The sequence below is a fragment of the Amycolatopsis sp. SID8362 genome, from assembly GCF_010550475.1.
Lineage (GTDB): Bacteria > Actinomycetota > Actinomycetes > Mycobacteriales > Pseudonocardiaceae > Amycolatopsis > Amycolatopsis eburnea.
This window is the reverse complement of sequence record NZ_JAAGNB010000255.1, coordinates 1-17,290: the sequence shown is the minus strand read 5'-3', so window position 1 is coordinate 17,290 and position 17,290 is coordinate 1. Positions and strand designations below refer to the sequence as shown.

Annotated in this window: 19 protein-coding genes and 1 pseudogene; 8 read left to right on the top strand and 12 right to left on the bottom strand. The window is 69.7% G+C overall.

Going from position 1 to position 17,290, the window contains the following annotated elements; all coding sequences use genetic code 11:
* Nucleotides 1–79: 79 nt before the first annotated feature.
* The 4 genes and pseudogenes from G3I65_RS08805 to G3I65_RS08790 all read right to left on the bottom strand — a co-directional run bounded on the left by G3I65_RS08805 (nucleotide 80) and on the right by G3I65_RS08790 (nucleotide 3,554).
* A complete protein-coding gene (locus tag G3I65_RS08805; RefSeq protein WP_160695653.1) occupies nucleotides 80–1,261 on the bottom strand; it encodes an FAD-dependent monooxygenase in 1,182 nt (393 codons plus the stop codon).
* Complete coding sequence (locus G3I65_RS08800) at nucleotides 1,258–1,710, bottom strand: GbsR/MarR family transcriptional regulator (protein ID WP_160695652.1); 453 nt, start codon at nucleotides 1,708–1,710, stop codon at nucleotides 1,258–1,260. Before G3I65_RS08800 ends, G3I65_RS08805 begins: the two co-directional genes overlap by 4 nt.
* Nucleotides 1,711–1,775: 65 nt before the next feature.
* Nucleotides 1,776–2,439: pseudogene (locus tag G3I65_RS08795) on the bottom strand (response regulator).
* Complete coding sequence (locus G3I65_RS08790; RefSeq protein WP_160695651.1) at nucleotides 2,436–3,554, bottom strand: histidine kinase; 1,119 nt, start codon at nucleotides 3,552–3,554, stop codon at nucleotides 2,436–2,438. The pseudogene G3I65_RS08795 and the gene G3I65_RS08790 overlap by 4 nt, the downstream one beginning before the upstream one ends.
* Before the next feature lie 193 nt (nucleotides 3,555–3,747).
* Between G3I65_RS08790 and G3I65_RS08785 the strand changes: the two genes are divergently transcribed.
* Nucleotides 3,748–4,119: a DUF6223 family protein gene (locus tag G3I65_RS08785; RefSeq protein WP_160695650.1), complete on the top strand. Its 372-nt coding sequence runs from the start codon at nucleotides 3,748–3,750 to the stop codon at nucleotides 4,117–4,119.
* A gap of 315 nt (nucleotides 4,120–4,434) precedes the next feature.
* Nucleotides 4,435–4,941: a polyketide cyclase gene (locus G3I65_RS08780; protein WP_160695649.1), complete on the top strand. Its 507-nt coding sequence runs from the start codon at nucleotides 4,435–4,437 to the stop codon at nucleotides 4,939–4,941.
* Nucleotides 4,942–5,438: 497 nt separating this feature from the next.
* Here G3I65_RS08780 and G3I65_RS57135 read toward each other — a convergent pair whose 3' ends face one another.
* From G3I65_RS57135 to G3I65_RS08765, 4 genes are read right to left on the bottom strand one after another with little or no spacing between them, the layout of a single operon-like run.
* Entirely contained in the window at nucleotides 5,439–5,732 is a 294-nt protein-coding gene (locus G3I65_RS57135; RefSeq protein ID WP_239070839.1) for a hypothetical protein, read from the bottom strand.
* Nucleotides 5,729–6,166, bottom strand: coding sequence for an SDR family NAD(P)-dependent oxidoreductase (locus tag G3I65_RS57130; RefSeq protein ID WP_239070837.1), 438 nt, complete (start codon nucleotides 6,164–6,166; stop codon nucleotides 5,729–5,731). Before G3I65_RS57130 ends, G3I65_RS57135 begins: the two co-directional genes overlap by 4 nt.
* Before the next feature lie 42 nt (nucleotides 6,167–6,208).
* Complete coding sequence (locus G3I65_RS08770) at nucleotides 6,209–7,396, bottom strand: FAD-dependent oxidoreductase (protein ID WP_160695648.1); 1,188 nt, start codon at nucleotides 7,394–7,396, stop codon at nucleotides 6,209–6,211.
* Between the two features lie 52 nt (nucleotides 7,397–7,448).
* Nucleotides 7,449–7,997 carry an SDR family NAD(P)-dependent oxidoreductase gene (locus G3I65_RS08765; RefSeq protein WP_309235339.1) on the bottom strand — a complete coding sequence of 183 codons (549 nt, stop codon included), beginning with the start codon at nucleotides 7,995–7,997 and terminating at the stop codon, nucleotides 7,449–7,451.
* Nucleotides 7,998–8,312: 315 nt separating this feature from the next.
* On the opposite strand from G3I65_RS08765, the gene G3I65_RS08760 reads away from it, so the two are divergent.
* From G3I65_RS08760 to G3I65_RS08750, 3 genes are all read left to right on the top strand, one after another.
* Nucleotides 8,313–9,263, top strand: a complete 951-nt coding sequence (locus tag G3I65_RS08760) for an RNA polymerase sigma-70 factor (RefSeq protein ID WP_160695647.1) — start codon at nucleotides 8,313–8,315, stop codon at nucleotides 9,261–9,263.
* Nucleotides 9,264–9,910: 647 nt separating this feature from the next.
* The gene (locus G3I65_RS56405) at nucleotides 9,911–10,594 is read left to right on the top strand and encodes a response regulator transcription factor (protein WP_203612322.1); all 684 of its coding nucleotides are present in this window, start codon (nucleotides 9,911–9,913) and stop codon (nucleotides 10,592–10,594) included.
* Nucleotides 10,591–10,884 (top strand): WhiB family transcriptional regulator, encoded by a 294-nt coding sequence (locus G3I65_RS08750; protein ID WP_160695646.1) that lies wholly within the window; start codon nucleotides 10,591–10,593, stop codon nucleotides 10,882–10,884. Before G3I65_RS56405 ends, G3I65_RS08750 begins: the two co-directional genes overlap by 4 nt.
* Nucleotides 10,885–11,327: 443 nt before the next feature.
* Here the strand turns inward: G3I65_RS08750 and G3I65_RS08745 are convergent, their stop codons facing one another.
* The 3 genes from G3I65_RS08745 to G3I65_RS08735 form a co-directional block, all read right to left on the bottom strand.
* Complete coding sequence (locus tag G3I65_RS08745; RefSeq protein ID WP_160695645.1) at nucleotides 11,328–11,906, bottom strand: hypothetical protein; 579 nt, start codon at nucleotides 11,904–11,906, stop codon at nucleotides 11,328–11,330.
* A 757-nt stretch (nucleotides 11,907–12,663) separates the two neighbouring features.
* Nucleotides 12,664–12,807 carry a hypothetical protein gene (locus G3I65_RS08740; protein WP_160695644.1) on the bottom strand — a complete coding sequence of 48 codons (144 nt, stop codon included), beginning with the start codon at nucleotides 12,805–12,807 and terminating at the stop codon, nucleotides 12,664–12,666.
* 652 nt (nucleotides 12,808–13,459) lie between these two features.
* On the bottom strand, nucleotides 13,460–13,759 hold the full coding sequence (locus G3I65_RS08735) for a hypothetical protein (RefSeq protein ID WP_160695643.1): 300 nt from the start codon (nucleotides 13,757–13,759) through the stop codon (nucleotides 13,460–13,462).
* Between the two features lie 272 nt (nucleotides 13,760–14,031).
* Between G3I65_RS08735 and G3I65_RS08730 the strand changes: the two genes are divergently transcribed.
* On the top strand, nucleotides 14,032–14,478 hold the full coding sequence (locus tag G3I65_RS08730) for an Lsr2 family protein (RefSeq protein ID WP_160695642.1): 447 nt from the start codon (nucleotides 14,032–14,034) through the stop codon (nucleotides 14,476–14,478).
* A 276-nt stretch (nucleotides 14,479–14,754) separates the two neighbouring features.
* Entirely contained in the window at nucleotides 14,755–15,231 is a 477-nt protein-coding gene (locus G3I65_RS08725; protein ID WP_160695641.1) for a hypothetical protein, read from the top strand.
* A 226-nt stretch (nucleotides 15,232–15,457) separates the two neighbouring features.
* On the opposite strand, the gene G3I65_RS58220 is transcribed toward G3I65_RS08725, so the two are convergent.
* Complete coding sequence (locus G3I65_RS58220; protein ID WP_255481889.1) at nucleotides 15,458–15,589, bottom strand: hypothetical protein; 132 nt, start codon at nucleotides 15,587–15,589, stop codon at nucleotides 15,458–15,460.
* Nucleotides 15,590–16,586: 997 nt separating this feature from the next.
* Here G3I65_RS58220 and G3I65_RS08720 point away from each other — a divergent pair.
* Nucleotides 16,587–17,290, top strand: a 704-nt coding sequence (locus tag G3I65_RS08720; protein ID WP_160695640.1) for a transposase, incomplete at its 3' end; no start/stop codon positions are given.

Genomic DNA, 17,290 nt, shown 5'->3' with positions numbered 1-17,290 from the left:
TCACGGGCGGCCGTCGCGGCAACTTCCGCGGCGGCTACATCACCTACGACTTCGCGACGGGTGCCACGCAGGTCGTTTACTACTGACAGCGATCGCCTTGCCCGATCACCGGCGGGGTCCAGGTCCACAAGCGGGCCGCCTTGCGCGCGGCGACACCGCCGCCGGCAAGCCGGGTGAGGCCGGCCGCCAGCCCGTACACGACCGGGCTGGTGGACAGGCTGACCGCCGGATCCTGCCGGGCCAGCTGCCGCACCCGCTGGCTGCGAGGGCGGCGCGACCGGTCGAAGCGGGCGAGCGCCGTGGGGACGTCGATGTCCCCGGCGAGTTCGGCGGCGAGGACGGCGGCGTCCTCGAGCGCCTGGCACGCGCCTTGGGCGAGGAACGGTGTCATGGCGTGGGCGGCGTCGCCGAGCACGGCCACCCGGCCCTCGACGTAGGCGGGCAGCGGCTCCAGATCGAAGATGTCGTGGCACAGCACCGATTCCGGCCGGGTCCCGGCCAGGAGAGCGGGGATCGGCTGGTGCCAGCCGCCGACCCGGCGACGCACTTCGGCGACGTCGTCGTCGTAGCGAAGTCCGGGTTCCGGCCGGCGGACCGTGAGGAACCAGAACACCCGCCGGCCGGCCACCGGATGCGCACCGAACCGCGCGCCGCGGCCCCAGGTCTGAAACCCTTCGACCGGCCACACCGAACCGGGTTCGGTCACCCCGCGCCAGCAGAGAATGCGCTGGAACACCGGAGCCGGCGAGTGCGGCCACACCGAGCGGCGCACCACGCTGTGGATCCCGTCCGCTCCCACCAGGACGTCGGCGGTGGCTTGCCGCGTCCCGCCGGGAGTCCGGTAGGCGACGGTGACGCCGGCAGCGGATTGCTCGACGCCGGTGACCTCCGCGCCGGTGCGCACCCAGCCGCCCGGCAGCCTGGCCAGCAGCGCGCGATGCAGGTCGGCGCGGTGATTGGCCAGCAGGGTGGTGTCGCGTCCCTCCCGGAACCGCATCAGGTACCGGCCGTGGGGAGTGCGCAGGGTCGCGCCGGCCCGTGTCGGCACCGAGATGGCCCGCAGGTCGTCGCCGACCCCCAGTGCGTCCGCCGCGCGCAGGGCGTTCGGCGCGAACGACCACCCGGCGCCGGCCTCCCGGGACACCGCCTGCCGCTCGAGAACCGTCACCGTCCACCCGGCTCGTCGCAGCCCGATCGCCGCGGCGAGCCCGCCGATGCCGCCTCCGGCGACGATCGCCGACCGCCCCTGGGGCGTGGTCATCGACGGTCCTCGCTCAGGCGCTTGGCCATCCAGTCGTAGACGTCGTGTGCCGCTCGCAACCGGTTGGCACGCGGGCTGTCGGCGCCGGCCAGGCTCATCCCCTCGGCCGCGACGTCCCGGAACGCGGTCAGGCTGGTCACGCGCCGGCGCACCACGGTCTCCCAGGCGTCGTCGACCATGCGGAAGTAGTGCGTACGTTCGCCGGGTTTCGTCCGGCGCCGCACGAAACCACCATCGACGAGCACCCGCATGTTCGTGGCCAGCGACGCCCGGCTGGCCCCGATCGCGGCGCCGATCTCGTCGGCCGACTGCTCGGCGGGTTCGCAGATCATCAACCACCCGAGGACGCGGCCCGCGATCGGCGGCACCCCGTACTCGGCGGTACAGAACATCGCCACCCGCTCGACCCACTCGAGCACCTGCTCGTGCCGAGGATCCGACTTGGCCATCCGCCCTCGCTTCAGATTAGTCTAGTTGTTTCAGTATTAACTGAAACAACTGGACGATGCAAGCCTCAGGAGGTGCGCGGGGTCACCAGGCCGGATTCGTAGGCGAGGACGACCAGCTGGGCGCGATCGCGGGCGTGGAGCTTCGTCATGGCGCGGTTGACGTGGGTTTTCGCGGTGGTCGGGCTGATCACCATCGCGTCGGCGATCTGGTCGTTGGACAGGCCTTTCGCGACCAGCGTCACCGCCTCGCGTTCGCGGTTGGTCAGCAGCTCCAGCGCCCTGTCGTTGCCGGTGTCGAGTGGCTGGGCGACGTACCGGTCGATGAGCTTGCGGGTGATCGACGGTGCGAGCAGGGCGTCGCCGCGTGCGGCGACGCGGATGGCGTGCAGGAAGTCCTCCGGCTCGATGTCCTTGACGAGGAAGCCTGCCGCGCCGGCCCGCAGCGCGTTGAACACGTGCTCGTCGAGGCCGTAGTTGGTCAGGATGACCACGTGCACCGCGGCCAGGGTCGGATCGGCGGCGATGCGCCGGGTCGTCTCGATGCCGTCGAGGACCGGCATCCGGATGTCGACGAGCGCGATGTCGGGCAGGTGTTCCTTGGCCAGTGCCACGCCCGCGGCGTCGTCGGCGGCCTCGGCGACCACCTCGATGTCGTCCTCGACGTCGAGGAGCGCGCGGAACCCCGCTGCGGATCAGCGGCTGATCGTCGACCAGCAGGACGCGGATCATGACGGGTGCTCCACGGGAAGTTCGGCCCGGACGGTGAAGCCGCCGTCGCCGCGCGGTCCCGTCCGCAGCGTGCCGCCGAGGGCGGTGACGCGTTCGCGCATCCCGAGCAGCCCGACGCCGGACGGGGGTCCGGGCGCCGGCGAGGCCGTGCCGTCGTCGTCGACCCGGACGAGCATGGCGTCGGGACGGTAGTCGATCCGGACCGACGCGGTCGCGGCGGCGGCGTGCCTGCTGATATTGGTCAGCGACTCCTGCACGATCCGGTACACCGTGCGGTCCAGCGCGGCCGGCAGGCCGATCCGGTCTCCCTCGATCGTCAGCGTCGCGTCCAGTCCCGTTGCCCGGGCGCGCTCGACCAGGTCGGGGACGTGGTCGAGCCCGCGCGGCGGGTTCCGGCCGTCATCGCGCAAGGCCGCCAGCGTCGCGCGCAGTTCGCTGGCCGCTTCACGACCGGCCTCGCGGATCGCCAGCAGCGCGTCGGGCACCGGTTCGCCTCGCTTGCGTGCCACGTGGACGGCGGCTTCGGCCTGCACCTTGATGACCGAGATCTGGTGGGTGAGCGAGTCGTGCAGCTCGCGTGCGAGGTGCAGCCGTTCCTCGTCCGCGCGGCGGCGCGCCGTCTCCTCCCGCGTGCGCTCGGCCTCGTCGGCCCGCCGCTCGGCCTGCCGCAGCGCTTCACCCGCCAACCCGGCCGCGACCAGCCACGCCAGCTGGAGCACGTCCCGGTTGTGGGTGAACGCGTCGCGCACGGTCCAGGCGTGCGGCGACGCGAGGAGCGCGAGCGGCAGCACCGCCACCATGAGCACCGAGGCGGCCACCGCGACGCCCCAGCGTCCCGCCCGCACCGTGGCGTACACCGCGAAGAGGTAGGCGAGGGCAGGCACGTCGACGCCGACGGCCTCGTACCCCAGCACGGACACCCCGGCGACCGCCAGCACGGCAAGCGGAGCCCGGCGGTGCGCGGCCAGCGCCAGACCGCTGACGACCAGCAGCACATAGCCCAGCGGAGCGAGCCGGGCGGCGGGGTCGTGTTCGACGACCCCGATCACCAGCTGCGTCACCGCCACGCCGGCGGCGGTCGCCCGGTCCTGGAGCCGGATCCGTTCTCTGCGCACCACCGGACTCTAACCGGAGGTCACTGCGGGCGACTCCGACGAGAAGAGGATCAGCCGGCTGCCACGTCCGCAGTAGTTTTCGCGGCTGCTACGCCGTCGGCGGCAGGCCGAAGTGCCCGCGTCCGCCGGACGACCGGCGACGGGACGGCGGACATGATCGAACGACATCCCGTCATCGGAGAAGGGCCGCGTCATGATCGTCCGTCACCTGCTCACCGCCCCGGCCGCGGTTTCCGGGCTCGCTGCCCCGGTTTACGGCCTCACCCCGGCGCGCTTCTGGGCTTCGGCAGCCGCGCTGCTCGCTCTGGCCGCCGCGATCATCGGCGGGATCGCACTGGCCCGCGCCGTCCGCCGCGTCGGCAACCACGGGCGGAGGGGCGCCATCGTCGCGTTGTCGGCGGGGCTGGTCGCCGTGGCAGGCGGAGTGCTGAGCCTGGCCGTTGCCGACGGCGGCCCCGGCACCGGCAACGGCGTGATCGGCGCCGGTGCGGCCGTGGTGCTGGGGTTGGTGGCCATCGGCCTGGGCCGGCTGGCCCTGGTCCGCGCTTATCGCGCCGTCAGGTGAGCGGCCGAACTCGGCGTGGTGCGCATCGGAACGACGGGCCAGGCCAACCTCGCCGGCACACTCGCGGTCCGCTGCCGCTCGGCGGTTTGGTCAATTGTGGACGGACGAAGTTCATTCACTGAAGCGGATCAGCGTCGGTGTCGCGCCACCGCGAAGTTGGTATCCGCTCTGTTCGAACCGAAACGTCCGGGTGGTCGCCGAGTCAGGTCCAGGTCGAGATCGCCGGGCACAATGATCGCGCCTGCGAGTTCCGCGATCACGGCAATGACCCGAGCGCGCTTGAACATCGGGGGCGGTGTGGGTGAGGATCGAGGCATGATCGGTGATCGGTGGGGTGTCAGCGACAGGGAGATCAGGCGTTCCTACCCGTGCGATGGCTTCGTCAGCGCGCCCGCGCTGGAGGCGTGGCGGGGTGTGAGCGTGCAGGCGCCTGCCGAGGCGGTGTGGCCCTGGGTCGCGCAGGTGCGGCTCGCGCCCTATTCCTACGACTGGATCGACAACCTGGGTCGCCGCTCACCTCGCGAGCTGGTGGAGCTTCCCGAGCCGTGCGTCGGCGAAAGGTTCACGGCTGTCGGCGGGCACCGGGTGGGCCGGATCGTCGCGGTCGATCCGGGGCGGCAGCTGACGGGCTCCATCATGGGCGCGTTCCTGTCCTATGTCCTCGTGGCGCAGGGCCACGACGCGACGCGGCTGCTGTTCAAAATCGTCATGCAGACCAGTCGCTGGGTGGCGCTCGGGGTGTCCGTCGGCGATCTGGTCATGGCTCGACGGCAGTTGCTCAATCTGAAGTTGCTTGCCGAACGGCACCGCGCCGAGCTGTGACACGGACCGGGCCGCGGCTGGTGACAGGCTGTGCACAGGGCTGGGAGCGGGGCTGCCGTTGCGAGCACGCCTGCCGACCTCCCGGAGCGACTTCGATTCGCTGACGTCGACAGGAGGATTCGTCGTGGTTGAGGCTGCACTCATTGCTGACGCCGGCGATGTCGCGTGCTCTGCCTGGTCGGGCCGAGTGGCAACCCCAGTGCGGCGGTCAACTGATCGCCGCGACGAGGCTGCGCGCCGCGTGCCGGACACCTCGCCCGACGCGCACGGCCCACGTCGCGCTCGTTGACCGAGGGGCCATATTGCGTTGCCGCGGCGCCTGGACGATCGCGAGCCGGCGTCGTTGTAGTCCGCGTAGTCAGAAGATGCGGAATAGCCTGATCGCGGCCCCGATTCTCCCCTGTTCAACCGGACCGAGGACGCGGGAAACGCGCCGCAGGGCGAGCCGGGCACAATTCGCCCCCGAACTCGCCCAGCCGGGCGCTCTTGTGTGATGGTTACCAGGCGATGCGGCCGAGGCGATCGATGAAGATCCCAGTCGGTCCGTCAGCGGCGAGCATCGCGAGCTCGATGATCGGATCACTGCCCTCGGTGACCGTCAGCTTGCCCGTGTGGGTGTTCATGTCGGTGGCGGTGAACCTGCCGTTGGCGACCTCGCCAGGGGTCACGGCGTTGAACTTGATGGCAGGCAGTGCCTGGGCGTATCGGACGGTGATCATGTTCAGTGCCGCCTTCGACGAGGTGTAGGCGAGTTCGTACATCGTCGAGACGGCTTGTCCGGGGTCGGTCACGACCGCGATGGACCCCCGGCGCCGGTGACCATCACGACCCGCGGGTTGTCGGCCGCCTGTAGCAGCGGCAGGAACGCGTGCGTGACCCGGACCGGCCCGTACACATTCGTGTCGTAGACGGCGTGGATGTCCTCAGCCGTCGCGTCCGCGGGGTTGACACCGCCGCCCGGCGTGCCGGCGTTGTTGATCAGCACGTCCAGCCGGTCGGTGTTCTCCCGGACCTGTCGGGCAGCCCCGGCCACCGACTCCTCCGAGGTCACGTCCAACGGAACCATGATTACGTGTGCACCGTCGGCGGCCAGCTTCCGCGCGGCGGCCTTCCCCCGGTCCTTGTCGCGTGAGCCGAGGAAGACCCGCCAGCCCAGTTCCCCGAGCCTGCGCGCCGTCTCGTAGCCCAGGCCTTTGTTCGCTCCGGTGATCAATACCGAGGTCATGTTCTCTCCTGACGTCGTCGTACGGTGATCCGGGTCCGGCGGCTACGCGCGCGTCTTCTCGGCGTTGTCCGGCGCGGTGGCCAGGCGGCGCTTGCGCCTGGGCAGGCCGAAGGTCGGGTGCGAGGTGGCCCAGAGCGCGCCCGTGATGATGCCCGTCTTGATTCGTGCGACCTTCCGGCCGCCCAGGTACTTCGGCTTCGCTCGCGCGTGGTCGTCGACCGTCTGCAGGATCCCGTCGCGCCGTCCGAGGCTGATCGTGTTGTACGTGTAGACCAGCTTGGCGTTCGCGATCGCGTGGCCGGTTAGACGTCCCACGATCGCGTCGATGGCCTGCTTGCCGGTGCTGCCCGCCGAAGCGCAGGACATCGGCAGCGGCCGTTCGTTGTCGCCGATGGCGTAGGCACTGTCGCCGATGGCGTAGACGTTCGGGTGCGAGACTGACCGCATGGTGCGATCGACGACGATCTGGCCGTTCTCGGTGACCTCCAGTCCGCCGGCGGCGGCGATGGGGTTGACTGCGAATCCGGCCGTCCACACGGTCGCGTCGGGTTGGAAGACGGTGCCGTCGGCGGCGATCGCCCGCGTCGCCTCGACGTGTTCGATGGTGGTGTGCTCGTGGACGGTGATGCTCAGCCGGTCGCAGGCTTGGCGCAAGTGGGCGCGGGCCCCGGCGGAGAGCCGGCCGCCCAGGTCTCCGCGGGCTACGAGCGCTACCGACAGGCCTGGCCGGGATTCGGCGATCTCGGTGGCGGTTTCGATGCCGGTCAGCCCGTCCCCGACGACCAGCACGTTCGCGCCGTCATTCAGGCCGTCCAGGCGCTCGCGCAGGCGCAGTGCGGCCGGACGACTGGTGACGTGGAAGGCGTGCTCGGCCACGCCGGGAACGCCGTGGTCGGCGACGGTGCTGCCGAGCGCGTAGACCAGGGTGTCGTAGCCGAGCTCGTGACCACCGTCGGTGTCGGCCACAGTGACGGCCTGGTGCTCGGGGTCGACGGTGGTGACACGGGCCAGGCGCAGCCGTATCGCCGTGCCCGCGAAGACGTCGGCGAGTTTCGGAGCCTCGATTTCCTGCCCGGTGGCGAGCTGGTGCAGCCGCATGCGCTGGACGAAGTCCGGCTCGGCGTTGACCACGGTGATCTCGGTGTCCTTGGGGGACAGTCGGCGGGCCAGGTTCCCGGCCGCGAAGGCCCCGGCGTAGCCGGCGCCGAGGACGATGATGCGGTGTTTCACGTTGTTGCTCCTATCGGTTCGCTTGTTGCTGGTGGGTCGGCTCGGCCCCGGGTCACCGACGTTCTTGATCGAGGTGGCCGTGCGCCGCTGCCGAAAGGTCCTGCCAGTCGGCCCAGGTCTTGAGCCGGTCGGCGTAGGCCTGCTGGAGCATCGGGTAGAAGCCCTGGCCGAAGAGCACCCGCAGGGGCGGGTTGTCGGAGTCGACGATCGTGAGGAGTACCTGGGCCGCGGCGGCCGGGTCGCCGGCGGGCTGCTTGCCCGCGAACGCGGCGATGCGCCGGCGAAGGCTGTCGTAGATCGGGTCGGGCTCGATCACGGTCACCTTGATGCCGAAGTCGGCGACCTCTTGGGCGAGGGATTCGTTCACAGCTTCCAGTGCCCACTTGGAGGCGCTGTAGGCGCCGCTGAGCGGCATCGCGATGAGCCCGGCGGCCGAGGACAACTGGACGATGTGCCCCGCACCCTGCTCGCGCAGGTAGGGCAGCGCGGCCTGGATCACCCACACCGCGCCGAACAGGTTGGTCTCCAGCTGGTCGCGCAGGTGCTGCTCGGTCAGCTCCTCGATCGCGCCGACCCGGGCGTAGCCGGCGTTGTTCACGATGACGTCCAGACGGCCAAAATGCTCCTTGGCCCGCTTGACGCTTTCGATGACGGCGGCTTTTGTCGGTGACGTCCAGGCCGCGGGACGAACCGGTGACGAACCAGACCTTGCTCATGACGTCTTCCGATCACTCGTGGAGTTGTGCGCGCGGATCGTTTCCCGCGGCGTCCTGACGGCCATGAGGCGTCGGCGCCTCGAGCTATGTGACAGGTCGGTCATGTGACGCGCGCCACTGTCGCGAGGTGTCACGTGGCGGGTGCGGTCGGGGTCTTGTGTCCGGAGCCGGATTTGAGGGTGGACAGGTAGGAGCCAGGTATGAACGAGCGCAGGGATTCCACGGCGAGCGCAGTCGAGCTGCCGGCTGGTGGCGGCCGGCGGGACTGTGCCGCCGCGGCGACCGAGAAGTTCCTAGCCCACCGCAATCTGCTGTTCACGGTCGCTTACGAGATGCTCGGCTCGGCTGCCGACGCCGAGGACGTCCTGCAGGAAACCTGGCTGCGGTGGATGAAGATCGACGTGGGGCAGGTGCGCGACCAGCGTGCCTATCTGGTGCGGATCGCCACCCGTCGCTCGCTGGACCGGCTGCGCACCATGAAGCGCCGCAAGGAGGCCTACGTAGGCCCTTGGCTGCCCGAGCCGCTGCTCACCGCGCCGGACGTCGCCGAGGACGTCGAGCTTGCCGAGCGTGTGTCGATGGCGTTCATGCTCGTCCTGGAGACGCTGGCGCCGACCGAGCGTGCCGTCTTCGTGCTGCGCGAGGTCTTCGCCGTCGACTACGACGAGATCGCGGCCGCCGTCGGCAAGACCCCGGCGACCGTGCGCCAGATCGCGCACCGGGCCCGCCGGCACGTCGATGCCCGGCGCCCGCGCGAGGTGGTCTCGCCGAGACAGGTCCGTGCGGCGGTCGAGTCCTTCCAGCGTGCGCTCGAAACCAAGGACCTGCAGGGCCTCCTTGACGTGCTCGCTCCCGAGGTCGTCTTGGTGAGCGACGGCGGCGGCGTCAAACAGGCCGCGCCGCGGCCGATAAGCGGCGCCGACAAGGTAGCCCGCATGATCGTCAGCGGCCTCGGCAAAGCGCAAATCGCGCTCACCAGCGAACCCAGAGCGGTCAACGGCAACCCCGCACTCGTTCTCCGCGTGAACGGTGAGATCGACGGCGTCATAGCAGTCCGGGTCGAGGACGCCCGCATCACCGGCCTCTATTACGTCCGCAACCCGCAGAAGCTGACCCACATTGCCTCCGAAACCTCCCTCACGCTGAGGTAATCTTTCGGCCGCCGCCGTGAACACGACATCGCGACTATGTGGGCAGCCCGAGCGACGGCACTGGCCGTCAATTTCAGAGTGGAAGGCGGTAACGAGGCCGCAAGCCAACGGGCTCAACATCTTCACTCTCCGGAATTCCCGCGAGCGAGCGGTACTACTCCAGCCGCACAGCTGGATGTCGGTGACAGTCCTGTCCAGCTCGGCTCGACTTGTGCCGGATGCGGCCCACCGCGCCGCGTGCTTGCCGGCCGCGCAGCTCGCGCATGACCTCGCGCTTTTTTGGCACGCCGCGCGTCCGGAAACACAGCACCTCACGGGAGAATCTCCATAGCGTTAACGATCGTCGCCTGCGCTACACCGGCTGCCGGTCTTCTTGCGCGCCATCGGTTGGTCGCGGGGCGGGTATGGAGGTCGTCCTGACTGCTGAACGTTAAGTCCTGGCGAATAGCAAGTGTGCGAGCGGTCAACTGGGTTTTATGCCCGGCGCCTGGATCCGCGCTTATGGCCGTCGCGCGAGCCGGCGGCGGCTCCTCGCACGCCACCGGCCACAACCCACCCTGTGGCGGGTGTCACTTCGTGGTTGGCGTAAGGAGCCTGCTCGGTCGCCGTGTCCTGAACGACAGCGACCCGACGGAAGGGCCGATGCCATGGCCATCCCACAACTGCTCGACCCGCGTGCCGGTCCCGCGCTCGAGCGGGCGAGCTTGCGCGTGTTCGCTCTCGGCGCATACGCGCTCACCCGCGCCGAGCTGCGCACCGCGGTCGAGGCGGGCGCCGGTCTGCGCTGGCTCGGCTCGACCGGGTCCGTCCGGACCGCCGACGCCATGATCCGCGCGGCGCGGCCCGATGTGCTCGTCCTGCACAACGTGCTCGACCCGGACGCGCGCCTGGCGGGACACCTGACCGCGGCATTCCCACAGCTCGCCGTCGTCGTCCTCGTCGACGAACGCGTGCCGGTAGAGCGGCATGCGAGAGTCGGCGTGCACGCGGTCGTGCCCGTCGGCGCGGCACGCGCGGTCCTGGCGACCAGCATCCGGCTCGCGCACGCCCAGCACAGCGGCCAGCCCGCTGCGGGCGAGTTCCGGCCGTCCACGATGCTTTCGGCACGCCAGCACCAGATCCTCTCGCTCATCGCCGAGGGCAACAGCTACGCCGAGATCGGGCAGCTGCTGTTCATCTCGACCGAGACCGTTCGCACGCACGTCAAGCAGGTGCTGCGCCGGCTCCGCGCTCGCGATCGGACACACGCCGTCGCGCTGGCCTACCGGGCCGGCCTGCTCGTCGTGCCCGGGCGGAGTTCCGCGCCACCGTCACCATGGAGGGCGACATGACGACTATCCGCAGGCTCCCCGGCCCGAACACGGACGAATGGGACTGGCAGCTCGACAGCAAGTGCCGAGGCGTGAGCAGCACGGTCTTCTTTCACCCCGAGTGGGAACGCGGACAGGCCCGCACTCAGCGGGAGGCGACCGCCAAGGCCGTCTGCGCACGCTGCCCGGTGCTGGACAAGTGCCGTGAGCACGCGCTCGCGACGCGCGAGCCTTACGGCGTCTGGGGCGGCCTGTCCGAATCCGAACGCGAGGCCATTTTCCGGACGGAGCGGCGCGTCGTCGAGCTCTGAGTCCTTTGTGGACGACTTCGGAGTGCGCGCCACGCCGCGGGCTCGAACCCCGGCACCCGCACAATCTGGTCGGCCTGGCCCCCGGCGCCGGCGCACCGGCGGCGACGTTCAGCGGGTGACCGACACCGCTGGGCATCACCGAGGGCGGCAGCGCGGTGTACGGCGTCGCGGCCAACGGCTCGGCTCGCACGATCTGCCGGCTCGACACCGCGACCGGCGTGACCCCTCCGTCCCCGGGGTCGCCGACGCCCCGGTGCCGTACGGCGCGGAGCCCGGTCGGATGGCACGTCGCCGACGACCGCGAACCTGCCGCACACGGGTGTGGATGTCACCGCGCTGTTACTCGGAGGAGGTTGTTGGGGGCGGAGGAAGCCGTCACGGTGAGCGGGTCGCCGCGGGCGGTGACCCGCTCGGATCACCGCCCGTGGTATCCCGGCTTTCCGTCACGGCTGGCGGCGGCGTTGCGCAGCAGGTCGTCTGCCCGGTCCGCGGTGTCGGGCAGGCGATGGGATCTGACTTTGGCCGGCTGTGGCGGCCAGCTGTGGATCGCCTGTGAGCCGGTCGGCGATCCGGTGGCGGGTGTGCCTGATGCGGTGTTCGAAGTCCGCGTCTGGCTTGGCGAGGACGGCCGCGGTCGAGTCGTCGAGTACCGCGGCGGTGTCCCCGTCGTCGGAGACGTCGCGCACGACGTCGGCGACCAGGACGATGGCCATCGGTCGGTATCGGCGGGCGATGTGGGACAGCTCGATTCCGATCATCAGCAGCGCCGGTCTCGCACGCGGAGACGAGGCGTCCGTCCAGCCTGCTGTGGCGGTTCGGAGCATGGCGGGTGGTACGGCGCCGGGATTGGCGGAGATCAACCCGTCGGTGTCCGATCCGTTCTCCGGGACCGCGTGCAGTGCCGCGACGTCGTGCAGCGTCTCGTCCAGCCCGGCGCCCGAGTGTGCGCGTGCTCGGCCCGGTTCGGTCAGCGCTCCGGCCAGGTTGCCGCGCACCACGGCCGAGCGGCACACGGCATCCACTTCCGGTACTGCCCAGTCCCGCGGAAACCGCCACCCGCTGGTGATGCTCGCGACCCGCCAACGGCGCCGAAGCCCGCCGCGCACGCAATCGGCCGCGCCGGCTTCATCTCTCCCGCTCACGGGCCTGCCTTTCTCGACGTCGTCCCCGCTGGCGCCTGTCATGCGACCGAAATGGCCGCCCGTCGTGACGCCGGGATGATCGCCGTGAGTCGACTCTCACAACCGGGCTGTGTCCACCGCCTGTGCAGGCAGGGAGAGCGACAACACGCGCGCAGGCGCCCGGGTGTCAAGCGGCTGCCTCGGAGCCGGCTGCCAGTGCGATGTCCGCGGCGTCCGGCGCGTCGTCGAGCAGACGTTCACCGCCCGTGCCCTGGCGGTCTGCTTGTCCTGTCCTTCCGCGACCTCGGCACGGTTCTGACGGGCCTGGACCGCTTCATCCCCGTACGCGCCGACGACGACCGGATCATGACCCGCTTCCTCGATGACGAGGGAGGCCATACAGGTGCACGACCTGATCCACACACGAACGCCGACGGGTCCTGGGACCTCGGCAAGAGCCGCGTCCGGTCGGGCAGGTGGGGGAGGGCGTCGCCCATGCAGACGGCCGTGGTGAACGACTGGTCCGTCGAGCTCGCCGATGAGGGTTTCGCTGATGTCGATGCCGACAACGCCGCCGTAGTCGAGAAGGGCACACTCCAAGGGAGTCGGTCGGCGACCGAAGCATGTCGAAGGTGCTGTCCCGCAGTCGGCCCCGGCGCTAGACGTGCATCGCCGCCCAGAACATCACCCAGGCCGCGGACGCGAGCAACGCTCCCAGGCCCGCTCCGTACAGCACCCGTCGCGTGTGCCGGGCAACCGCGCCGACGTGCTCCTGTTTCACCGTCATCCCCGCTTGACTCATGCGCCCAGTCTGGGCTATCGAGCGCGACTTGCCCTGCTCCAACTTCCTGGTGGGCGACCCCGCGCGGGGGACCCTGAACGGGCAGGATGCCACTCGCAATCCGGCCCGGGTGCGCCCTGCGGCCACCGACCCCGAAGCCTTCGAAAGGACGTCCGCGGCGTGTGAAGGGGCGGGTCCGCCCCCTGCAGCGGACCCGCCCGTTCACGCCTCCTCGCCCCCGACGAAACGAGGAAGCACCCTGTGTCCCCTTCGCCCGCACCAGCCGTCCCGGGAGACGTCGGCGCGGGCAATGAGCGAATGACGAGTCCGGAACATCCGGCCCTCGCCCGATCACTCGTAGGCGAAACCTTCGCCGCCGATCGACATGACGTCGTCTCGCGCGAATATCCCCCACCCGAGGGGCCCTGGCTCTGCCAGGCACGGAGAGAAAGCCGGAACGAAGTCGGACTCGAACCAGCCACGGCCTTGATCGCCGCACAGGAAGTCGCGGCGCAGACCAGCTAGCGCCCCTGAAAGGTGCTATTGAATCGAATGTTCAGGAGTTACCCTGCCCGGGGGAACACGACCGGCTGGTAATCGTGAACTCACCTGCGGGTGCGCGCCGTCAGATACGATCGATACCCCACGTCAAGTGCAGTGAGTTAAAATTCCGTCACGGTGGGCACGCCGATGTGAGGAATTGATGATCACTGAAACTTCGATGGTGACCGCGGTTCGAGAGGTCCTGCTCGACCTTCTCCACCGGGTGCGCCTGCTCGGTGTGGCGGCCACGCTCGTCCACGATCCCGGCGTGGTACCGGCACTGATCGCCGAGATCGAACCGGCGCTCGGCCAGGCCGCTCGCGCCCTGACGACCTGTGCACCGGATGCGCTGGCGGCGCTCTGCCGTGCCGTTGCGTCCGCTCGGGCAGGGCGATCCGCCGACAGTCACACCGAACTGCTGACGGCCCACCGGCACTTGGCCGCCGCGTTACGCGAGCCCGGAAACCCGGTCGCCGGCAGCGCCTCGGACGCATCTCCCGTCCAGAGCATGTCGGGCACCCTCGCCGGTACTGGCCCGACTGCCGGCGAGCAAACGACGGCGTCACTGAACGTTGGCAGAACGTCGCCGGATCGGGAGCAACCCGCAATGCTGTCGGTCGCACCGCTATTCGGCAGACTGAAACGATGCTCGACGTGCTTGCGACGCGCGGATTACGCTCGCCCTGACGGAAGGTTCGCCCTGTGGCACAGAACGTTCTCGTGGAAATCGTCGACGACCTCGACGGCGGGGTCGCGACGCAGACTGTGCCCTTCGCCCTCGACGGTGTCATGTACGAGATCGACCTCTCCGACGAGAACGCCCGGATCCTGCGGGAGACGTTCGCTCGTTACATCGCGTCCGGTCAGCGCGTCGGTGGGCGCAAGACCACGGCCGCCGTCAGCAAGTCGGCGACAGGCAAGCAACGGAGCACGCGCAGCGCGCAGAGCCGCCGGCGCAGCAAGGAAGTCCGCGAGTGGGCACAGGCCAACGGCTACCCGATCGCGGAGCAGGGCCGGATCCCTCACAAGATCTCCGCGGCATTCGAGGCCGGGGAGCCGGCCGCTGAGCTGAAATCCGCGCCTGTCGGGGAGTCGCCCACCACACCCGCCCAAAGGCGTGCACCGCGGACGCAGACCGGCGACAGCTGAACTGCGCCGCCGCGCTGCCGGCCCAATCCGGGCGAGCCGGGATAAAACGCGAGACGACTCGCTCACAGCACATCGGCCCAGGACAGTGCACGCAGGACCGGCGACAAACCGGCTCAACGACGAGGCACCTTCCCCTCCCCAGGCGCACTCGTCCAGCGCGGCGTATCAGTAGCCCGGACAGGATCGCCCTCCAGACCGCCCAGGGCGGCATGGCGACGCGCACGCCTGCTTGCGGCACGTCGCCAGGAGGCACCGAGTCATCGGACCGAAGCCCCCGTGGTCGGCCGCAATGCCAACGACGCCACACTGGATCTGCTGCAGGTTCTCCGCCGCGAAGGCCACAATCGGGCCGTTGTGCATGTTTCCTGCGCGGTCTCCGCCCGCGGACGCCAGGTCTTCGTGCAGGCCACCGAACTTTCGAACAAGCACCGAACGAGACCTGCCAGCGGGCGAGTCGGCCGATCGGGAACCATGCGTGTCACCCATTCGAGTTCACCCGTGCCGGGTGGTTTTGCGAGATATTTTCATCAGGCTACCCAAGGGTGGATCGTCATCGTGCACGATGCGCCCATGAAGGAACCGACCACGTCGCGCGCGAGCGTCCGCGGGGACCTGGAACCGACACCGATCTATGACGCCGTTTCCGTGTTGTTGCAGGCGCGGTGTCACCCTGGGCGGGGTGGCGAGGAGACGGCTGCGACATCGGTGACGGCCGACGAACCCGTCCCCGCCGAGCAGGCGAACGCCATGTAGTCATAGACGGTCCGTGCGGTGCACCGTACGGACCGTGGCAGTCACGGTGGCAACGCCGTCTCTCGAAGGTCAAGATGTGGCCCTCTTACCGGTCGCGTCCTGCGCGACGCGGTCCTTGGTCACGCCGAGCCCTTCGAGGGCGGTGGTGATCGCTTCGGCGCTCTGTTCGGAAAGCACCTTCGCCTTTCCTCGTCGGGGTAACCCGCGTGAGTGACGGCGCTGATCTTCACGGTTGTTCCCTTTGCAGCGCCTTGGCGATTTCGCCGAGCGTCCGCGTCGCCTGGGCGGTCAGATCGGCCTTCTCCGGCTCGAAGGTGATGGGTGCTCGCTGCAGCGCCTGCTCGATCGACGAGCTCACCTGCTGGGCCGCGTCACCGGCCGCCTGCCCCGCCGAACTCGGCGCGCCGGCGCCCGTCGAGACGGCGGCGCCGCTGGACGAGCTGAGGTCCGGGACCGGGAGCAGCCATGTTGGTCGTCCCGCTTGAGACGCACGCGGCGTTCGCTCCGCCTCGTCTGACGCAAAGATACGAACACGGTGAGGTGGCAGCGGCAACCACGACCGAGGTCACGACCTGACCCGAGCCGGCGATGTCGGCGGCCGGTCCGAAGGCTGCTTCGGCCGTCAGGGGGATGAACCCTACATGGACCGGAGCGCGGAATACGGCAGTCGGCAGGGGGAGTGAGTACGGCCGTCACGCCGCGACAGATTACGGTACTCGCCACACGGATGGCCGTGGCGACCGGGAGGCCGCATTGGACAGCCGCTACGGCCAGGGCTCCGTGACCGATTACGGGAGCTCATCACGCGATCGTGCCGATTCCGAGCGCGGCTACGGTTGCCGAGTACCGCTCCGGCTCACACAACAACGTGGCCTCGGCCCGCTCTGGCCCTGTACTTCCTGGTCGTCGGTGATTTCGAAGGCATCGGGCGAACGCCGCTTGATCCAGCATGCCTCGTTTGGTCGACGTCCGCCGTGCCGAACTTATCCATGGTGAGGTCGGCCCGTGTCACCGCAACGACGGGTCACTCATCGATGATGCGCAGGTATTTCGGGCTGTTGCGTCATAGCTGGGCCATGGAGTCGTCTTGGAGAGTGCCGGGGTGTCCCGGGCCGCTCCTCCCCCCCCGTTACCTTCTTCGTAGTTCCTGATCAAGGAGCTGTGGTCGCCAGGCCCGGCATGACTTACGCCCCCAGTCGAACTCATGATCCGGGGGGTGGTGTCACCGGGTCTGGTGGCATCGACCGACCGCTGATAGGGACACGGCCACCATCTGGTAGGTCTCGTCGTAACGTGGGTGCCGGCGCTCGATGCCTGATCGGTGACCACATCGCGGCGAACGAACGGCATGGTGGATGAGCAGCACTCTCAGCGTGTTTCTCGGCCTGGACGTCGGCAAGGACAACCACCACGCCGTCGGCCTGGACCCCGACGGCAACCGACTGCATGACGGGCCATTGCCCAACACCGAACCGAAGCTGAAGGCGTTGTTCGACAAGCTCGCCGAGCACGGGGCGCTGCTGGTCGTGGTCGATCAGCCGGCCACGATCGGCGCGTTGCCTGTCGCGGTCGCCCGCGCCGCAGGACATCAGGTGGCGTATCTGCCCGGCCTGGCGATGCGCCGCATCGCCGACCTCTACCCCGGCCGCGCCAAAACCGACGCCCGGGACGCGTTCGTCATCGCCGACGCCGCCCGCTCCCTGCCCCACACCCTGCGACCCGTTGATGTCGGCGACGACGCGTTGGCCGAGTTGGAGGTGCTGGTCGGGTTCGACGACGACCTGGCCGGCGAAGCCACCCGGATCAGCAACCGCATCCGCGGCTTGCTCACCGGCATCCACCCGGCGCTGGAACGGGCCATCGGCCCCAAGATCGCCCACCCGGCGGTGCTGGAGATCCTGTCCCGCTGCGGCGGCCCGGCCGGGATCGCCAAAGCCGGCCGCCGCAAGCTCACGGCGATCGCCAAGGCTCACGCGCCCCGCATCGGCGACAAGCTGGTCGAGGCGATCATGACCGCCCTGGGCGAGCAGACCGTCACCGTCCCGGGCACCGCCGCCGC

Excerpts from the sequence above, each read along its gene's own strand:
- G3I65_RS57130 (WP_239070837.1), bottom strand. The coding sequence starts at position 6,166 with ATGACCTCGGTATTGATCACCGGAGCGAACAAAGGCCTGGGCTACGAG.
- G3I65_RS08785 (WP_160695650.1), top strand. The coding sequence starts at position 3,748 with ATGATCGTCCGTCACCTGCTCACCGCCCCGGCCGCGGTTTCCGGGCTC.
- G3I65_RS08760 (WP_160695647.1), top strand. The coding sequence starts at position 8,313 with ATGAACGAGCGCAGGGATTCCACGGCGAGCGCAGTCGAGCTGCCGGCT.
- G3I65_RS08780 (WP_160695649.1), top strand. The coding sequence starts at position 4,435 with ATGATCGGTGATCGGTGGGGTGTCAGCGACAGGGAGATCAGGCGTTCC.
- G3I65_RS08805 (WP_160695653.1), bottom strand. The coding sequence starts at position 1,261 with ATGACCACGCCCCAGGGGCGGTCGGCGATCGTCGCCGGAGGCGGCATC.
- G3I65_RS08750 (WP_160695646.1), top strand. The coding sequence starts at position 10,591 with ATGACGACTATCCGCAGGCTCCCCGGCCCGAACACGGACGAATGGGAC.
- G3I65_RS08740 (WP_160695644.1), bottom strand. The coding sequence starts at position 12,807 with ATGAGTCAAGCGGGGATGACGGTGAAACAGGAGCACGTCGGCGCGGTT.
- G3I65_RS08800 (WP_160695652.1), bottom strand. The coding sequence starts at position 1,710 with ATGGCCAAGTCGGATCCTCGGCACGAGCAGGTGCTCGAGTGGGTCGAG.
- G3I65_RS56405 (WP_203612322.1), top strand. The coding sequence starts at position 9,911 with ATGGCCATCCCACAACTGCTCGACCCGCGTGCCGGTCCCGCGCTCGAG.